Raw genomic sequence first — 17,898 nt, 5'->3', positions numbered from 1 at the left:
GAACACCGGCGCCCGGCCCCGCGGTCGGGCGCCGGTCCGTTCAGAACCGGTAGACGCGCCGAGCCGTACCCCGCAGCACCGCCTCCCGCTCCCCCGCGGCGAGCCCCTTGGTCACTTCCTCGACGCGGCCCGTGACCTCGGCGTACGAGGCGGTGAGGGTGCTCACGGGCCAGTCCGAGCCGAACATCACGCGCGTCGGGCCGAACGCGTCGAGGCTCGTCGCTGGGGCGTCGGCGCAGGCGAGGGCCGCGCCGGACAGCTTGCACGCCGTGTTCGGCAGGGCGGCGAACGCCCGGACCGCCCGCTCCCATACCTCGCGCCCGCCGGCCTCGTCCGGCGGGTTTCCGGCGTGGTCGAGGACGAAGGTCAGGTCGGGGTGGCGGGCGGCGGCCCGTGTGCAGGCGGGCAGTTGGGCCGGACGGGCGAGGACGTCGTAGCCGAGTCCCGCGTCGGCGAGCGCGCCCAGTCCGCGCCGCACGTCCGCGCGGAGCAGCCACTCCGGGTCGGGTTCGGCCTGCACGGCATGGCGGACGCCGACCAGACGGTCACCGCCCGGTTCCTCGCGCAGCCCGGCGAGTGCGTCGGAGACGTCGGGGCGCGTGAGGTCGATCCACCCCACGACGCCCCTGACGAGCGCGTCGCTCGCGGCGAGGGCGAGCAGTTCACGGGTCTCCGCCGGGTCGGGCACGGTCTGCACGACGACCGTGCCGTCCACGCGCGCCGGCATCGTCTGCCGCCGCAGGTCGTCGAGCGTGAAGTCGCGCCGCAGCGACGCGAGTTGGGGCCCCTTGATCCAGGGCTGGTCGCGTACGTCGAGTTGCCAGAGGTGATGGTGCGCGTCGATCAGGGACGGCCGGGGATCGCTCACCGGTCGTCCGTCTCGGCCAGCAGTCCACGTTCGACCAATTCGCTCCAGAGTGACGGGGGAACGTCGCGAGCCGCCCGGAACTGCCGTACGAAATCGTGCACTTCGGCTGCCGAACGGGCGCCCATCACGAGGGCGGTCACGGCGTCCGGGGCCGCCGCGAAGGCGAGGGCGGCGGCGCGCAGGGTCGTGCCGTGGCGTTCCGCGGCCTCCTTGAGTCGCAGCGCGCGGCCGACGAGGGCGCGGGGCGCCTCGGTGTAGTCGTAGGTCGCGCCGGGGCGGGGGTCCGCGAGCAGGCCCGAGTTGTAGACGCCGCCGACGAGGACGGCGACGCCGTGCCGCTGGGCGGCGGGCAGCAGGTCCGCGCGGGCACCGGGGTCGAGGAGGGTGTGGCGGCCCGCGCACAGCACGACGTCGACGTCGGTGTCGCGCACGAAGCGGGTGAGCATCGCGGTCTGGTTCATCCCGGCGCCGATGGCCCGGACGACGCCCTCGGCGCGCAGTTTCTCCAGTGCCGGGTAGGCCTCGGCGAGCGCCTGCTCCTCGTGTCCGTCGGGGTCGTGGAGGTAGGCGATGTCGACGCGGTCGAGGCCGAGCCGGGTGAGGCTCTCCTCCAGGCTGCGACGGACACCGTCGGCGCTGAAGTCCCAGACCCGGCGCGGCTCTTGCCCTCCGTCGCCGGGTATGAGGAGGCGGCCGACCTTGGTCGAGACGACGTACGTGTCGCGGGGCCGGTCGGCGAGCGCGGCGCCGAGGCGGCGTTCGGCCAGCCCGAGCCCGTAGTGCGGCGCCGTGTCGAAGGCGCGTACGCCGACGTCCCAGGCGGTGTCCACGGCGGCGTGGGCCTGGTCGTCCTCGACCGGGGTGTAGAGGTGGCCGAGGGCGGCGGTGCCGAGGACCAGCTCCGTGATCGGCACGCCACTGCGGCCGAGGGTGCGGCTACGAAGCGTGGTGGGGCTGTGGCTCACCAGGAGGTCTCCCTGTCGTCGCGGGCGTCGGTGGCATCGGGGCGGCGGTGCCGCAGTCGCAGGGCTCGCGCGGCACGAGCGGGTGGCCGATCTCGGTGACCGGCCGGGGCGGGACGTCGTACGGAATCGTGAACCCATGTCGTCCAGCGCCGCGTTCGAGCGTGGTGTCACCCCCCGGCAGGGCGATCTCGGCTCGGACGCCCGGCGGCACGCGGACGTCGACGGTGAGGGTGCCGCCGTCGAGCCGCCACCCGGACTCCGCCCTCCCGTACGGGGTGAGGTGCGCGGCCCACGCGTGGGTGAGGGTGCCGCCGGGCCTGGGCGCGACGCGGATGCGGCGCCAGCCCGGTTCGGCGGGGGCGAGACCCGCGACGGTGCGGTGCAGCCAGTCGGCGACGGAGCCGAGGGCGTAGTGGTTGAAGGAGGTCATCTGGCCGGGGTTGACCGTGCCGTCGGGCAGCAGTGAGTCCCAGCGCTCCCAAATGGTTGTGGCGCCCATGGTCACCGGGTACAGCCAGGACGGGCAGTGCCGCTCCGCCAGCATGCGGTGGGCGAGTCGGTGCTCGCCGACGGAGCAGAGCGCGTCGCAGATCAGCGGGGTGCCCGCGAAGCCGGTGGCGATGCGGAAGCCGGAGCGGCGCACGAGGTGGGCGAGGCGGCGGGCCGCGGTGTGCCGCTGGTCCGCGGAGGGGAGCAGACCGAAGCTCAGGGCGAGCGTGTAGGCGGTCTGCGAGTCGGAGGACAGGCGGCCCGCGGGCGTCACGAACTCGGCGGCGAAGGCGGTGCGCAGTCGCGCCGCGAGTTCGCGGTGGCGGTGTGCGTCGTCCTTCTCGTCGAGCAGTTCGGCGGCCTCGGCGACGAGGTCCGCGGAGTGCACGAGGTAGGCGCAGGCGACGAGGTCGGCGTCGGTGCGGGCGGCGGCCGGATCGTCGGGCGGCGCGGCAGGGTCGAGCCAGTCGCCGAGCTGTCCGGGGTCGCGCCACACCCCGCCGCCCGCATCGGCGCGCGCGGCGCCGAGCGCCAACCAGGCGGCCATCGAGGGGTATTGGGCCCGCAGCACCTCGATATCGCCGCTCGCCCGGTACAGCGCCCACGGCACCAGGACCGCCGCGTCGCCCCACAGGGCGTGCACGCCGTCCGCCATGGGCGGGTCGAGGATGTCGGGGACGACGAGCGGCACGGATCGGTCGGGTCGGGCGAACTGCTCGGCGGCGAGGTCGCGCAGCCAGCCGCCGAGCATGCCGGTGCAGTCGTACAGGAAGGCGGCGGTGGGCGCGAAGACGGCGATGTCGCCGGTCCAGCCGAGGCGTTCGTCGCGCTGGGGGCAGTCGGTCGGCAGGTCGAGGAAGTTGCCGTGCAGGGAAGCGAGGACGTTGTCGTGGAGTCGGTCGATCAGCGGGTCGCTGCAGCGGAACCAGCCGGTGCGGCGCAGGTCGGTGCGGATGACGACGGCCGCCACGCACGCCGGGTCGAACTCCCCCGGCCAGCCGTCGATCTCGGCGTACCGGAAGCCGTGACAGGTGAAGCGGGGTTCGTACGTCTCCGGGCTGACCGTGCCGCGCAGGACGTAGGTGTCGGTGGCGGCGGCGTCGCGCAGGGGGCGTCGGGCGAGTTCACCGCCGTCGAGGACCTCGGCGTGCCGCAGGGTGACGGTGTGTCCGGCGGGTCCGGTCACACGGATGCGCAGCCGGCCGACGACGTTCTCACCGAAGTCGACGACGGTGCGCCCCGACGGGGTGGTGTGCACGGCACGGACGGGGACGGTGCGCACGCGGCGTACGGGCGGCCCGTTGGGCGCCACCAACTCGGCCGCAGGAAAGGGCAGTTCCTGCACGGGCTGCCAGTCGCGGTCGCCGTGGCCCGGGCCCGACCAGCCGTCGCGTTCGCGCCTCGCGTCGTACTCCTCGCCGTCGTACAGCTCGGAGCGCAGCAGTGGCCCGGTGGTCCAGTGCCAGTCGGGGTCGGTGGCGACGGTGTGCGTGCGGCCGTCGGCGTAGCGGATCTCCAGCTGGGCGAGCAGGGCACGGTGCGGCCCGTAGCGGGCGCGGCGTCCGCCGTCCCAGCCGAGGCGGCCGGTGTACCAGCCCTCGCCGAGCAGCGCCCCGAGCGCGTTCTCGCCGCGGCGCAGCAGGCCGGTCACGTCGTGGGTGCGGTAGCGCAGGCGGTGGCGGTAGGAGGTCCAGCCGGGTGCGAGGACGTCGTCGCCGACGCGGGTGCCGTTGATCTCGGTCTCGTACACGCCGTACGCGGTGGTGTAGAGGCGGGCCGAGCGGACCGGCCCGTCGACGGTGAAGGCGCGGCGCAGCAGGGCGACGGGCAGCGGCCCGTCCGGCGGTTCGCGGTCCGGGGTGACGGGCCGGGCGTGCCAGTCCGCGCGGGTCAGGAGTCCGGCCTCGACGGTGGCGGGCGGGGACCAGTCGGTGCCGGCGCCGTCGGACCCGCCCCAGACCCGGACCCGGGCGGTGGCGCGCTGCCGGGACGTGAGCGCGGGGCCGGGCCAGTCCACGAGGACGGAGTCCGGACTGTCCACCCGGCCGGTGTCGGCGACGAGGTCACCGTCGTCCCCGATCACCGTTATCTGGTAGGCGAGTTGGGTCCAGTCGGGTTCGTCGGTCTCGGTCCGCCAGCTCAGGCGGGGAGCCGCCTCGCCGATACCGAGGGCTTCGCGGTGGTGCTCGAAGACGGGGGCGGTGACCCGGCCCATGCGCACCCCCTCAGGTCCAGTCGAGGCGGAGGACCTGGACGTACGGGGTGGGCGGCCGGTCGGGCAGCCGTACGTCGAGTCCTTCGGGCCCCGCCGTCCACGTGGGCTGTTCCGGCGCGCCCAGCAGCGTGACCTCGCGGGGCGGGGTGGCGCCGGCGAGGCTGTGGATGCGGATCCTGCGGTCGTCGGGCCAGGACATGACGAACGCGTACACGACCTCCTCGTCGGGGGCGCGGGTGAAGCGGAGGTCGCGCGAGGTGTAGGTGAGCCGGCTCTCGCGGGCCTTGGAGCCGCTCACGTTCGTGGGGCCCTCGCCGTACACGGTCCAGGGACGGGTGCCGTACAGCGCCGGGCCGCAGACCCGCATCCAGGCGCCGAGGGAGTCGAGGACGCTGCTGACCTCGTCGTCGAGGGTGCCGTCGGGCAGCTGGGGCACGTTGAGGAGCAGGCAGCCGTTCTTGCTGACGGTGTCGACGAGCAGGTGTACGAGCTCCTGTGCGCTCTTGTACTGCTCGCCGTCGCGGTAGAACCAGTCGCCGATGCTGGTGTCGTACTGCCACGGGTGCGGGTCGATGCCGCTGAGCTGGTGGCGTTCGACGTCGAGGAGGACGGCGCCGCGGTCCTCGTCGGCGATGGTCTTGATGCTGACGGCCCCGTCCGGTGTGCGGTTGTAGTAGTCGGCGAGGAACTCCGGGCCGCGGCGGCGGCTCGGCCCGTCGGCGACGCACACGCTGCCCTCGTCGAAGGGCATCCGGGAGTCGTCGAGGTAGACGAGGTCGGCGTCGTGGCGTTCGGTGACGTCGCGCAGCCGGGCGTAGAAGTCGTCGACGAACGCGGCCGTGGGTACGTCGCCGGGCTTCCGCGGCGGCCCGTACAGGGCGCGCGGGTCGAGCCCCTCCCACCAGGTGCCGCGCCCGTCGGCGGCGGTGAGGTGACCGTCGTACGGGCCTTCGGCGTCCGCTCCGTACGCGGCGTCGAGCCAACGCCAGGTCCAGGAGCCGGCGTGCATGGAGATGCCGAAGCGCAGGCCGGCGGTGCGGGCAGCGACGGCCCAGCGGGCGACGATGTCGGTGCGCGGGCCGACGTTGACGGAGTTCCACGGCTGGTGCGCGGAGTCCCACAGGTCGAAGTTGTCGCAGTGGGCGGCGAGGGAGACGAAGTAGCGGGCGCCCGCGCGCCGGAACCGGTCCATCAGCGCTTCGGGGTCGAAGCGTTCGGCGCGCCACTGGTGGCACAGGTCCTTGTGGCCGAAACGGGAGGGGTGCCCGTAGTGGGCGCGGTGGTGAGCGGTCTGGCGGGCGGTGCGCTCGACCTCGAAGTCCTCGGTGCCGGAGTAGGGGCCGTAGAGGTGGCGGGCGTACCAGTCGCCGCGGCGTGCCGCGCACTGCGGGCCCCAGTGCGACCAGATGCCCAGCTTGGCGTCGCGGAACCAGTCCGGGACGCGGTGCCGGCGCAGGGACGCCCAGTCGGGGGTGAAGGGCGCACGTCCGGTCTCCGCGGGGCGGAGCTCTTCGACGCTGCTCATACGGTTGCCTCTCCTGATGTCGGCCCCGGTGCGGGCGCTTCCGGGCGGCGCAGCAGCAGGGCGAACCGCCAGTGCTGCGGGTGCAGTTGGTGCTGCGGCAGCGGGCCGGGGCCGCAGGAGGCGCTGCCGAGTCCGTGCTGGGCGATGTCGATGTGCAGGTGGAGGCGGCCGTCGGGGGTGAGGTCGCAGGGGTGGGCGGCGGCGTCCAGGGCCTCGGTGCTCCAGGGGCGGACGGTGAGGCCGAAGGGGCGGTCGGGGTCGGCGGCCTCGACGCGCAGGCCTTCGCCGGTGGCCGGGTCGGTGAGCTCGGCCCAGCGGACGTCGGCCCGCCGCCCGTTCTCCTGGGGCACGACGTACGGGGTCTGCAGGGCGGCCACGGTGGAGGTGAACAGGCCGACACGGGCGGCGTGTTCACTGTCCGGGTACGCCTCCCCCGGGCCCTTGCCGTACCAGCGGATCCGGTCGAAGCGGTCGGGCAGGGTGAAGCGGACGCCGGCCTTGGGGAGGGTGCGCTCGCCCCAGGGCCCCTCGGGGGTGATCTCGACGGCGAGGCGCCACGCGTCGCCGTCCTCGGTCCACTCGTGCCGCATGCGCAGGCCGTGCGGGAACCCCTCGGGCGCGAGCCGGACCTCGGCGCCATGGGGCCCCTCGGCCAGGGTGCGGGGCACGAGCCGGTCGAGGCCGGCCGAACGCCACTCGCGCAGCACGGAGTTGTCGCCCATGCCGCGGTCGTTGTCGGTGGGGGCGCGCCAGATGTCGAGGTGGGGGCCGTCGAGGAGCGGGGCGGCCGTCGTCGCGGGTACGGAAGGCGCGGCCGTCGCACGGTGGCGTGGACCGGCCAGGCGGGCCTGCGCCCAGGCGACCTCGTGCCCGGCGGGTGCCCAAGGTGCGTCCGCGGCGAGTACGGCACGTACGGTCAGCCACACCTCCCCGTCGCCCGTGGTGTCCACGGTGGGCAGCGGCACGTCCACGCACTGACGGGCGGCCACGGCGGGAACCTTCAACTCGCCCTGGGCACACGGCAGTCCCTCGCGCCCGGCTGTCCAGGTGAAGCGCAGGTGCGACAGGTCGCGGACGTCGTGGCGGTTGCGCACGGTGATCCGCCCCGGATCAGCCGACTCGATAGTGATGCCGACGGGTTCAATGGCCTTCTTGTACGCGGCGAGGCCCGGAGACGGAGTGCGGTCGGGGTGGACGAGGCCGTCGACGCAGAATGTGCCGCCGTGCGGCCGGTCGCCGAAGTCGCCTCCGTACGCGAAGAACTCCCGGCCGTCTTCGGTGGTGCGCCGGAAGCCGTGCTCGATCCACTCCCACACGAACGCCCCGGCGCAGCGCGGGTGTTGCTCCAGGGTGCGCTGGTACTCCTCCAGGGATCCCGGCCCGTTGCCCATGGCGTGTGCGTACTCGCACAGCAGGAAGGGCAACTGGCGCCTCCGCTCCTCCAGTTCGGGATGGTCCGCGTTCTCGGGCGGCACCGGCTCGGCACGGCGGCCGATGCCGTCGACGTCGTCCACCGGCGCGTACATGAGGCTGTAGAAGTCGGAGTGGCGGTAGGTACGGTCGCGTTCGTAGTGCAGGGGACGGGAGGGGTCGCGGTCGCGGGTCCAGGTCGCGAGGTCGGCGAGGTTGGTTCCTGCGTGGCTCTCGTTGCCCAGGGACCAGATGACGACGCTGGGGTGGTTCTTGTCCCGTTCGACCATGCGCTGCATCCGGTCCAGGAGCATCGGGCGCCAGCGCGGGTCGTCTATCGGATTGCCCGCCCAGTCGGCGTGGATGAATCCATGGGTCTCGATGTCGCACTCGTCGATCACCCACAGGCCCAGTTCGTCACAGAGGTCGAGGAAGGCGGGGTGCGGCGGGTAGTGGGCGGTGCGCACGGCGTTGATGTTGTGCGCCTTCATCAGCTCGACGTCGCGACGCATCGTGGGGAGGTCGAGGGCGCGGCCCCGGTCGGGGTCGTGCTCGTGCCGGTTGACGCCGCGCAGCAGTACGGGGGCGCCGTTGACGGTGAAGCGGCCGTCGACGATCGCGACGGTACGGAAGCCGATGCGCAGCCGTACGCGTTCGGTGTCGGTACACAACTCGGCGTCGTAGAGACGGGGTTGTTCGGCGCTCCAGGGTTCCACGCCCGGCAGGGTGAGGCTCCGGCCGGCGGGATGCTCATGGATGCCGAGTTCGGGGACGGTGAGGCGGGCGTCCGGTGCCGAGGTGTCGACGCCCAGTCGTCCTTCGCGGCGCACATGGTCGTAGTCCGCGTGCACGAAGCAGTCGTCGATGCCTCCCGGAGGGCGCTCCAGGAGGGTGACGTCGCGGAAGATCCCGGGCAGCCACCACATGTCCTGGTCCTCCAGGTAGCTGCCGGACGACCAGCGATGGACGCGAACGGCGAGGTCGTTGCGGCCTGGGCGCAGGGCGTGGGCCGCGTCGAACTCGACGGGCAGCCGGCTCCCCTTCGACGTGCCCAACTCCTGCCCGTTGAGCCAGACTTTGCAAGCCGAGTCGACGCCGTCGAACCGCAGGACGCTGCCGCCGATGCGCCAGCCGTCGGGCAGGTCGAAGGTGCGGTGGTGATCGCCGGTGGGGTTGGCGTCGGGGACGTGGGGCGGGTCGATGGGGAACGGGTAGGCGGTGTTGGTGTAGCGGGGGACGCCGTGGCCGTGCAGCACCCAGTGCGAAGGGACGGGCAGCGGCGACCAGGCGTCCGCGCCGTGGGCCGGCGGCCCGGTCAGGAAGTCGAGTGGCGCGCGGGCGGTCGGCGAGAGCCGGAACGACCAGGCCCCGCCCAGGTCGAGGCGGGCGGCGCCGGACGGGAGCGGGGCGATGCGGGGTGGGCGGCGCAGGCCTGTGCCGGGCGTGAAGTCGGCCCAGTAGGGCATGCGGTGCGCCTGCCGGTCGTCAGGCGACATCGGGGCTCCAGTCTCCGGGCACCGTGAACTCATGGCTGCCTGGCGGCACTTGGCGTACGTCACGGTCGCCGTTGGGCAGCGGCAGCTCCACCCGGGTGTCGGCGCCGGGCGGCAGCGTGACCGTCAGACGGAAGACGTCCGCGTCCCGGTGCCAGGCCACGGAGGCCCGGCCGCGCGGGGTGTCGTACCAGGCGCTCGCCCAGGTCAGGTCGCCGACAGGGGCAGGACGTACCACGATGTGCTCGTACGCGACCGAGTCCGGGGCCTGACGCAGACCGGCCAGTGAGCCGACCAGCCACTCGGAGGCCGCGCCGAGCATGTAGTGGTTCTGCGAGGAACCTCGGGTCGGGCCGTCCCAGCGTTCCGTCAACGCCGTCGCACCGTGGGCGAGTTGATAGCCGTAGCTGGGGTTGTCGGTGCGGCTGAGCAGGTCCCATACGACGTCGTCGCGGCCGTGGTCGGACAGGGCGCGCAGCAGTGACGGCAGGGCGATCTCGCCGACGGTCACGTGGTCGCCCGCGGCGCGGATGCCCGCGACGAGGTGGTCGAGGACGGCTCGCGTCTCTTCGGGAGGGACGGCGCCCGCCGCGAGGGCGAGCGCGTCGCAGGCCTGGCTGCCGCTGCCGTAGGTGTGCCGGTCCGCGTCGTGGAACCGCCGGTGGAAGGCGTCGGCGATGTCGCTCGCCAGGCGGCGGTGGGCGGCGGCGTCGCCGTGCGCGCCGATCGCCTCGGCGATGTCACCGAGCGCGGTGACGATCCGCTGGTGGGCGAAGGTCGCGGTGACGGCCTTGGGGGTGGAGGTGTCGAAGGCCATCCAGTCGCCGAGCCCGTGCTCGAGGATCAGCCCGTCGGGCGAGCGGGAGTGCAGATGGTCGAGGTAGCGGAGCATGCGCGGGTAGTGGGCGCGCAGCGTGGCGGTGTCGCCGTAGGTGCGGTGCAGCCACCACGGCGCGAGGACCAGCGCGCCGCCCCAGTTGGCGTCGTCGCGGAACTTGTCCTCGAAGACGGTGTACTCGGGGGCGATGTCCGGTACGAGGCCGGAGGCGGTCTGCGCGTCGGCCATGTCGCGCACCAGCTTGCGGTAGTGCGCGGCGACGTCGTAGCCGTGGGCGACGGCGGGGAAGACGAGGTGCACCTGTTCGAGCCAGCCGAGCTTCTCGCGGTGCGGGCAGTCGGTGAGCAGGCTGTACATGTTGCTCTGGACGGCGCGGTCGATCAGCCGGTGGACCCCGTTGAGCAGCTCGGACGAGCAACGGAAGCCGCCCGCTGGGGTGTTGGCGACCCGCATCACCTCGCCACGCAGGGTGTCCGGCGCGGGCGGTGCGGGCAGCCCTTCGACCTGGAGCCAGCGGAAGCCGTGGTAGACGGTGGCGGGTCGCCAGCGTTCGCCGTCGGGGTCGCCGCGCAGGGTGTAGCGGTCGAAGCAGGGCGTGCCGGTGAACCGCTGGTTGACGGTGCCGTCCGGCGCCAGGAGCTCGGCCGGCCGGATCACCACGGAGGTGCCGGCGGGCCCGGTCACGTCGAGGCACGGCCGTCCCGCGATGTTCGTGCCGAGGTCGAAGACGTGCACGCCGGGCCGCGGCTCGCTGACGGAGACGGGCGTGAGGGTGTCGACGACCTCGACCGGCGGATGGGCGCGCGCCGTCAGGGCGACGGCGGTGGGCAGCGGCGCGGGGACGGCGGGCCGCCAGCCGCCGCGGTCGGCGCCGGGGCGGTGCCAGTCGTCGGGTTCGAGGCGGGCGTCGTACTCCTCACCGCCGAACCAGGCCGACAGGGTGACCGGGCCGGGATGCGTGCGCCAGCTCGGGTCGGTGACCACGGTGGTCGTGGTGCCGTCCGCGTACTCGGCGTACAGGAGCGCGAGGGCGCGGGGGCTGCCGTGGTCGGCGCGCAGTTTGGTGTAGCGGCCGTCGGATTCGAGGACGCGCGCGATGCCGTTGCCGAGGGCGATGCCGATCGTGTTGGCTCCGGCCCGCAGCGTGTCGGTGACGTCGTACGTGGCGTAGAGCAGGCGTTTGTCGAAGGCGGTGCAGCCGGGTTCGAGGCGGGCGTCGCCGGCGTGTGCGCCATTGACGAAGGCCTCGTAGACGCCGAGTGCGGTGGCGTACAGGCGGGCGCGGACGGGGGTGGCGGGGAGGGCGAGGTCGCGGACGAGGAGGGGCAGGGGGTCGCCGGGGCGCAGGTCCGGTGCGGTGATCCACTCGGCGTCCGCCCAGTCGGCGGCGGTAGGTAGTCCGGTCTCCCAGGTCGCGGGTGCGCTCCAGGCGGTCGGACCGTCCTCCTCGTGGTCCGGTGCGCGCGACTCCCACACGCGTACCCGCCACCACACGCGCTGCCGCGCGCCGGGCGCCTTGCCGTCGTAGTGGACGCCGGTATGGACCGTGCCGGGAACGCGGCCACTGTCCCACAGGTCGCAGGTGCCGTCGGCGAGCAGGGCGGCCGTGGTAGCGGCCTGCACCTGATAGGCGGCCTGCCGACCGCGCGCCAACTGCCAGGCGAGGTCCGGGTGTTGGTCGTCGACGCCCAGGGGGTCGGTGAGGTGGGCGGTACGCAGAGTGTGGGGCGGCGGTTGCCGGGTCATGGTCGGGCCTCCCTCGTGGCGGGGCGGGGTGGCGCGGGCCCGCGACCCGCACCGCCGTGCCAGGTGGCATGCCACCTTCCCTCGACGGACATCCCGAACCGTAAGCGCGCCCCCACGCGGCGTCAACACCCCTTCAAAGCCGTCGACTTGGCCCTGTCCTGCGCTTTCCGGCCTCTTGACGCTCCTGACCGGCCCGCCTAGCGTTCTTGGCGTTCGCCCTCAGCACCGCTCCTTCGGACTTCGAGACGGCGAGACACAGATGACTGGCATACCAGCAACCCTGCTTCTGGAAGAACGCGCCGAGCTCGCCATGAACGCCGTCGTTCAGCTGGCCGACCCGGATCTCGACGGCATCCCCTTCTTCATGGCCGATCTGCTCGCCGAACCGGCCGAACTGCGGCACGGCGACTGGGACTACGGCTCCAGTCACGGCCGGCTCACGGACGCCTGCGTACTGGCCCGCCGGATGACCGGCGCCGACTGGTGGGCAGCAACCGAGAAGGCGTACAAGAAGACACTCCTCGACCTGCTCGGCCCGGACGGCCTGACCTGGCGGCGCACCCATCCGCGCGGCCACTGGGAGGCGACGGCAGGGCTGATCGACCAGCGCGCCACGCTGCTCGCGCTCACCACCTGGTACCAGGAGGACGGGGACCCGGTCGTCGCCGAGGCGGCCGACCGGCAGGTCGCGGCGCTGCACCGGATCGCGGTCAAGGAGCGCGACGTCTGGTACTACCCGGCCTCGGAGTACACCCGCGACGGCTGGCCGTCGGCGCACGCGGTGCAGCTGCACCTGGCGCCCGATCCCGCGTCGTTCTGCGGACGCCTCATCATGCCGCTGCTGCGCTGGCACCAACTCACCGGAAATGCTCAGGCGTTGGAGCTGTGCGGCTGGTTCACGCGACTGATCACCCATCACAGCGGGGTGTTCGGCGAGGACGGCTCGTTCAACGCGGCGCTCGCCTACCGCAGCGGCCACTTCCACACCCGGCTCGGCACCCTCGACGGCATCGCCAAGTACGCGCTGTTCACCGGGGACCACGCCCTGACCGCGTTCGTACGGCGGGCGTTCGACTGGGCGCTCGGCCGGTGCACGGCGTTCGGCTGGACGCCGGGCGATCTCGCCGGGCAGCGCTTCGAGCACGAGACGTGCTCGCTCGTGGACCTCATCGGCATCGGCACGACACTGGCCCGGGCCGGACACCACGCGTACTGGCCGGTCGTCGAGCGGTTCCTGCGCAACCATCTGACGGCATCCCAGCTCACCGACGTGTCCTGGGTGCGCTCGGCGCCCGACCGGTCGCTCGACGAGCCCGGCTGGATCACCCGGCACCGGGTGGGCGAGCGGGTGCGCGGAGCGTTCGCCGGATACGGCGCACCCAACGACTACGTCAACGACGCCGTGCTCGGCCGCGGCCACACCGCCGACGTGCAGGCGTGCTGCATCGGCTCCGGGGTGCGCGGCCTGTTCACCGGCTGGGCGGCGGCCGTCACCGGCGACGCGCGCCTGGTCCGGGTGAACCTGCTGCTCAACCGGGGCAGCGCCCACGTCGACGTACACAGTCATCTGCCGCACGAAGGTCGCGTGGACCTTCACGTACGCGCCGACTGCGGCGAGGTGCGGATGCGGGTGCCCGAGTGGGCCGGGTACGCACGGCTGCGGGTCGAGCGCGCCGGGCACACCGCGCACGGCTCCGAGCCGGGCCTGTGGGCGCCGGACGGCATGCTGCGTCTTGCGGCGCCGCGGGCGGGCGAGCTCATCACCGTCACGTTCCCGCTGCCGGAGCGGGTCACCGAGGAGACCGCGGCCGGGCGCACGTACGAAGTGCGCTGGCGCGGCGACGACGTCATCGGCATCGAACCGGAAGGCAGGACCCGCCCCATGTACACCGCCCGCACGATCGAGCCGCAGGCGAAGCTGCGCGAGCACACGCTGCACGTCCCGGACCAGGAGTGGTCCTGGTGAGCGCCCCCGGCCGCAGAGCCTTCCTCGCCGCCGCGGGCGCCGGCGCCGCGCTGCTGGTCTCCCCCACCGTCGCACGGGCCGCGTCCTCGGGAGCAGAGGCGGACCGGCGCGCGCGGCGCATCCTCGCGGGCATCCGCGTCCCCCGGTTCCCGCGCCGCACCGTGTCCATCACCGACCACGGCGCGGTCGGCGACGGCGTACACGACTGCACCGCCGCGATCCGCGACGCCATCAGGGCCTGCGCCGCGGCCGGCGGCGGGCGCGTCGTCGTCCCGCCCGGCGACTGGCTGACCGGAGCGGTGCATCTGCGCGACCGCATCGACCTGCACCTGGAGAAGGGCGCCACCCTGCGCTTCCGCCAGGACCCGGCCGCGTATCTGCCCGCCGTGTACACACGCTACGAGGGCACCGAGTGCATGAACTACTCGCCGTTCGTGTACGCGTACGGCTGCCGGACCATCGCCGTGACGGGCGCCGGGATCCTGGAGGGACAGGCCGACGCCACGCACTGGTGGGACTGGACGAAGGGCGTCGACGGCGGGCCCTCGCCCGAGTCACCGGAGAAGCAGCAGCTGCTCGCGTGGGCGGAGGCCGGAGTGCCGGTCGAGCAGCGGGTGTTCGGCGAGGGCCACCGTCTGCGGCCCAATCTGCTGCAGTTCTACCGCTGCCGCGACGTGCTCATCGAGGGCGTCACGGTCCGCAACTCGCCGATGTGGAACATCCATCCGGTGCTGTGCACGAGCGTCACGGTGCGCGGCGTCACCGTCGACAGTCCGAACGGACCCAACAACGACGGCATCGACCCCGAGTCCTGCTCCTACGTCCACATCAAGGACTGCGTCTTCGACACCGGTGACGACTGCGTCGCGTTCAAGGCCGGAAAGAACGCCGACGGACGGCGCGTGAACGTCCCCATGGAGCACGCCCTGGTGGAGGGCTGCCAGATGCGCGACGGACACGGCGGTGTCACCGTCGGCAGCGAGACGACCGGCGGTGTCGGCGACATCGTGGCCCGCGACTGCCGCATGTCCAGTCCGGACCTGGACCGGGCGATCCGCATCAAGTCCAATCCTGTGCGCGGCGGTTACGTACGCGACGTGCTGTGCACCGACATCGAGGTGGGGCAGGTCGGCGACGTCGTCGTCGAGGTGGCGCTGAACTACGAGAACATCGACACCGGGGCGTACTACCCCGATGTGCGCGGCATCGAGGTGCGGCGCCTGACGGCCGCGAGCGGACCGCGCGCCTGGACCCTGTTCGGCAACGCCGCCAACCCGATCCGCGACGTACGCCTCGTCGACTGCGCCTTCGACGGCATGACCGGCCCCAATGAACTGCGCAATGTCGAGGGCCTTGTCCTCGAACGAGTCACCATCAACGGCGAGGAGGCGACGGTCTGATGGACACCGACGCGCCGTGGCGGGAGGCCGACGCGGTCGTGGCGCGGGTGGCCCGTCCCCGCTTCCCCGACCAGGATTTCCCCGTCACGCGGTACGGGGCGGTGGGCGACGGCGCCACCGACTGCTCCACGGCGCTGCGCCGGGCGATCGCCGCTTGCCACACCGCGGGCGGCGGCAGGGTGACCGTGCCGCCGGGCAGCTATCTCACCGGTCCCGTCCGGCTGCGCAGCCATGTGGAGCTGCATCTGGCGGAGGGCGCCACCCTGCGCTTCCACCGGGACCCGGCCGCGTATCTGCCTCCCGTGCTCACCCGCTTCCAGGGCGTGGAGTGCTACGGCTACTCGCCGCTGGTGTACGCGCGCGACGAGCGGAACGTCGCCGTCACCGGGCGGGGCGTCCTCGACGGGCAGGCCGACGACGCGCACTGGTGGCCGTGGTCGGGCCAGGCCGAGTTCGGCTGGCTGCCCGGGACACGCCATCAGGAGGAGGACTGGCCGGCGCTGTGGCAGCAGGCGGAGGACGGCGACCCGGTCGAGTCCCGGGTCTACGCCGACGGTTACCGCTTCCGGCCCAACTTCCTCGAGTTCCAGAGCTGCCACGGAGTGCTCGTCGAGGGCGTCACGATCGTCCGCTCCCCCATGTGGGAGATCCACCCGGTGCTGAGCGAGAACGTCCTGATCCAGGACGTCACCATCGACAGCATCGGCCCCAACAACGACGGCATCGACCCCGAGTCCTGCCGCGACGTGGTGATCCGCCGCTGCGACATCACCGCCGGCGACGACTGCATCGCCATCAAGTCGGGCCGGGAGGCGGACGGGCGGCGGGTGGACCGGCCCAGCGAGAACATCGTGATCGAGGACTGTGTGCTGCGGCATCGCTACGGCGCCGTCACGCTGGGCAGCGACATGACCGGCGGCATCCGCAACGTGTACGTGCGGCGCTGCCGCATCGGCGGACCCGGCCTGTACTTCGGTCTCTACATCAAGACGAACTCGGTGCGCGGAGGCTTCGCGGAGAACATCCACCTGACCGGTCTCACGGTCACGAATCTCACCAAGGAGTTCGTGACGTGCGACTTCCACCGCGGCGAGGGCGATACGGGTGGCTATCCGCCGCGGGTGCGGGACGTCAGCGTCAGCAACACCACGGTCGACCGTGCCCGGCGGGCCGTCCTGGCCCGCGGCTACGCCCATGCGCCGATCCGTGAACTACGGCTTTCCGGCGTCAAGTTCGGTTTCCTCACCGAAGCCGATCGGGTCGAGCATGTGGAGGGCCTCGTACGGGAAGAGGTGACCGGTGGACACTGAAACGACCCGGCCGGAACGGTTCGACCACTGCCCCTGGGAGTTCTGGAGCCGCAGCGACGCGACGCAGCAGGCACGCCAACTCGCCCACCAGAAGGAGCTTTTGGGGCGCATCGCGGATACCTCGTTCGGGGAGCGAGTGTTCGTGTCTCCGTGGGCGGCGGTCCATGCCGACACGCTGCACCTGGGCGACCGCTCGTACATCGGCGGGCACGCCGTCGTCACGGACGAGGTGCGCACGGGCCGCGACTGCACCGTCAACCCGTACGCGACGGTCCGCGGCCGGGTGACGTTCGGGGACGGGGTGCGGGTGGGCGCGCACACGTCGCTGCTCGGCTTCAACCACGGATTCGCGCCGGACACACCCGTGCACCGTCAGCCGTTGACCTCGCAGGGCATCACGGTCGGCGACGACGTGTGGATCGGCTCGCACGTGGTCGTCGTGGACGGCGTCACCATCGGCGACCACTGCGTGATCGGGGCGGGCGCCGTCGTCACCAAGGACCTGCCCGCCTGGTCGGTCGCGGCGGGGAACCCGGCGCGGCGGCTGCGCGACCGCCGGGACACGGGTACGACGCCGCGCAGGTCAAGCAGTCTTGACGCCCGCCTCGAACAATTCGCCGAGCGGGCGCGGGAGCAGGCACCGGCGCTCCTCGAACGCTGCCGCGACAGCGCGGGGACGTGGACGGACCGCCCCGGCGCCGCGCCGACGGTGCGGGCGGTGTGCGACGCGGTGGAGATCGCGGCGCTGCTCCTGGACGGTCCGCCACCGGGCGAGGGCGGCCCTCAACTCACCGCACGGCTGGCGGAGTTGCAGGACCCGACCACGGGCCTGGTCCCGGAGATCGGCCGCGCGGCGCCGTCCTGGTCCGACTCCGACGCGATGTACCACATCCTCTCCGTCGGCTACGCCCTCGATCTGCTCGGCTCCCGTTTCCCGCACCCGGTACGCGCCGTCACGGAGCTGTCGCCCGAGGAACTGGTGCGCCGCCTGGACGCGCTGCCCTGGCGCACCGAGGCATGGCGCAGTGGGCACTGGGTGGACGGGGTGGGCACGGCGCTGCACTTCGCCGCGGGCCCTTCGCCGCTGACGGACACGCTGTTCGGCTGGCTGCTGACCCGGGCCGACCCGGTGCAGGGCATGTGGGGCGCCCGGCGCTCGGAGGACGGCCTGCGGCAGCCGGTGAACGGCTTCTACCGGGCGACGCGTGGCACGTACGCACAGTTCGGCCTGCCCCTGCCGTACCCCGAGCGCACCGTCGACACGGTCCTGACCCACAGCAAGGACCCGGCCTGGTTCGGCCCGGACCGCGGCACGGCCTGCGACGTCCTGGACGTGATCCATCCTCTGTGGCTGTGCGCACGCCAGACCACCCACCGGCTCGGCGAGGGCCGCGACTGGGCGCGGAGCCAACTGGACCGCATCCTGGACGACCGCTGGCACGACGGCGCGGGCTTCTCGTTCGCCCTGGAACCGGGCGAACGCCCCGCGCACCGCCCCGGGTTGCAGGGCACGGAGATGTGGCTGGCGGTGACGTGGCTGCTGGCGGAGCACCTTGGTGTGTCGGAGGCACTGGGGTACCGGCCGCGTGGTGTGCACCGTCCGCTGCCGCCTGTGCGGGGCTGAGGCGCCGGTCAGGCCCGGTCCCTCAGTCCCGCACAGGCGCCGGGTCCGG

At 73.1% G+C, this 17,898-nt stretch carries 10 protein-coding genes; 4 read left to right on the top strand and 6 right to left on the bottom strand.

Annotated features, from left to right (window positions below):
* Positions 1 to 40: 40 nt before the first annotated feature.
* From OHA73_RS44700 to OHA73_RS44675, 6 genes are read right to left on the bottom strand one after another with little or no spacing between them, the layout of a single operon-like run.
* Complete coding sequence (locus OHA73_RS44700; protein WP_267073168.1) at positions 41 to 868, bottom strand: amidohydrolase family protein; 828 nt, start codon at positions 866 to 868, stop codon at positions 41 to 43.
* A complete protein-coding gene (locus OHA73_RS44695) occupies positions 865 to 1,833 on the bottom strand; it encodes an aldo/keto reductase (protein WP_267073169.1) in 969 nt (322 codons plus the stop codon). Before OHA73_RS44695 ends, OHA73_RS44700 begins: the two co-directional genes overlap by 4 nt.
* Positions 1,805 to 4,537, bottom strand: coding sequence for a glycoside hydrolase family 78 protein (locus tag OHA73_RS44690; protein WP_267073170.1), 2,733 nt, complete (start codon positions 4,535 to 4,537; stop codon positions 1,805 to 1,807). The genes OHA73_RS44695 and OHA73_RS44690 overlap by 29 nt, the downstream gene beginning before the upstream one ends.
* A gap of 10 nt (positions 4,538 to 4,547) precedes the next feature.
* Positions 4,548 to 6,062, bottom strand: coding sequence for an alpha-L-fucosidase (locus tag OHA73_RS44685; RefSeq protein ID WP_267073171.1), 1,515 nt, complete (start codon positions 6,060 to 6,062; stop codon positions 4,548 to 4,550).
* A complete protein-coding gene (locus tag OHA73_RS44680) occupies positions 6,059 to 8,968 on the bottom strand; it encodes a glycoside hydrolase family 2 TIM barrel-domain containing protein (RefSeq protein WP_267073172.1) in 2,910 nt (969 codons plus the stop codon). The genes OHA73_RS44685 and OHA73_RS44680 overlap by 4 nt, the downstream gene beginning before the upstream one ends.
* Complete coding sequence (locus OHA73_RS44675; RefSeq protein WP_267073173.1) at positions 8,958 to 11,549, bottom strand: alpha-L-rhamnosidase; 2,592 nt, start codon at positions 11,547 to 11,549, stop codon at positions 8,958 to 8,960. The genes OHA73_RS44680 and OHA73_RS44675 overlap by 11 nt, the downstream gene beginning before the upstream one ends.
* Positions 11,550 to 11,808: 259 nt before the next feature.
* Here OHA73_RS44675 and OHA73_RS44670 point away from each other — a divergent pair, with 259 nt between their 5' ends.
* Genes OHA73_RS44670 through OHA73_RS44655 form a run of 4 tightly spaced genes read left to right on the top strand, consistent with a single transcriptional unit; the run spans position 11,809 to position 17,849 of the window.
* Positions 11,809 to 13,515, top strand: a complete 1,707-nt coding sequence (locus tag OHA73_RS44670) for a hypothetical protein (RefSeq protein WP_267073174.1) — start codon at positions 11,809 to 11,811, stop codon at positions 13,513 to 13,515.
* Entirely contained in the window at positions 13,512 to 14,915 is a 1,404-nt protein-coding gene (locus OHA73_RS44665; RefSeq protein ID WP_267073175.1) for a glycoside hydrolase family 28 protein, read from the top strand. Before OHA73_RS44670 ends, OHA73_RS44665 begins: the two co-directional genes overlap by 4 nt.
* Positions 14,915 to 16,225 (top strand): glycoside hydrolase family 28 protein, encoded by a 1,311-nt coding sequence (locus tag OHA73_RS44660; protein ID WP_267073176.1) that lies wholly within the window; start codon positions 14,915 to 14,917, stop codon positions 16,223 to 16,225. The genes OHA73_RS44665 and OHA73_RS44660 overlap by 1 nt, the downstream gene beginning before the upstream one ends.
* A complete protein-coding gene (locus tag OHA73_RS44655) occupies positions 16,215 to 17,849 on the top strand; it encodes an acyltransferase (protein ID WP_267073177.1) in 1,635 nt (544 codons plus the stop codon). The genes OHA73_RS44660 and OHA73_RS44655 overlap by 11 nt, the downstream gene beginning before the upstream one ends.
* The last annotated feature ends 49 nt before the right edge of the window (positions 17,850 to 17,898 follow it).

The organism is Streptomyces sp. NBC_00483, from assembly GCF_036013745.1.
In the GTDB taxonomy this organism is placed as follows: domain Bacteria; phylum Actinomycetota; class Actinomycetes; order Streptomycetales; family Streptomycetaceae; genus Streptomyces.
The sequence above is the reverse complement of the archived record's forward strand: the minus strand, read 5'-3'. Positions and strand labels throughout refer to the sequence as shown.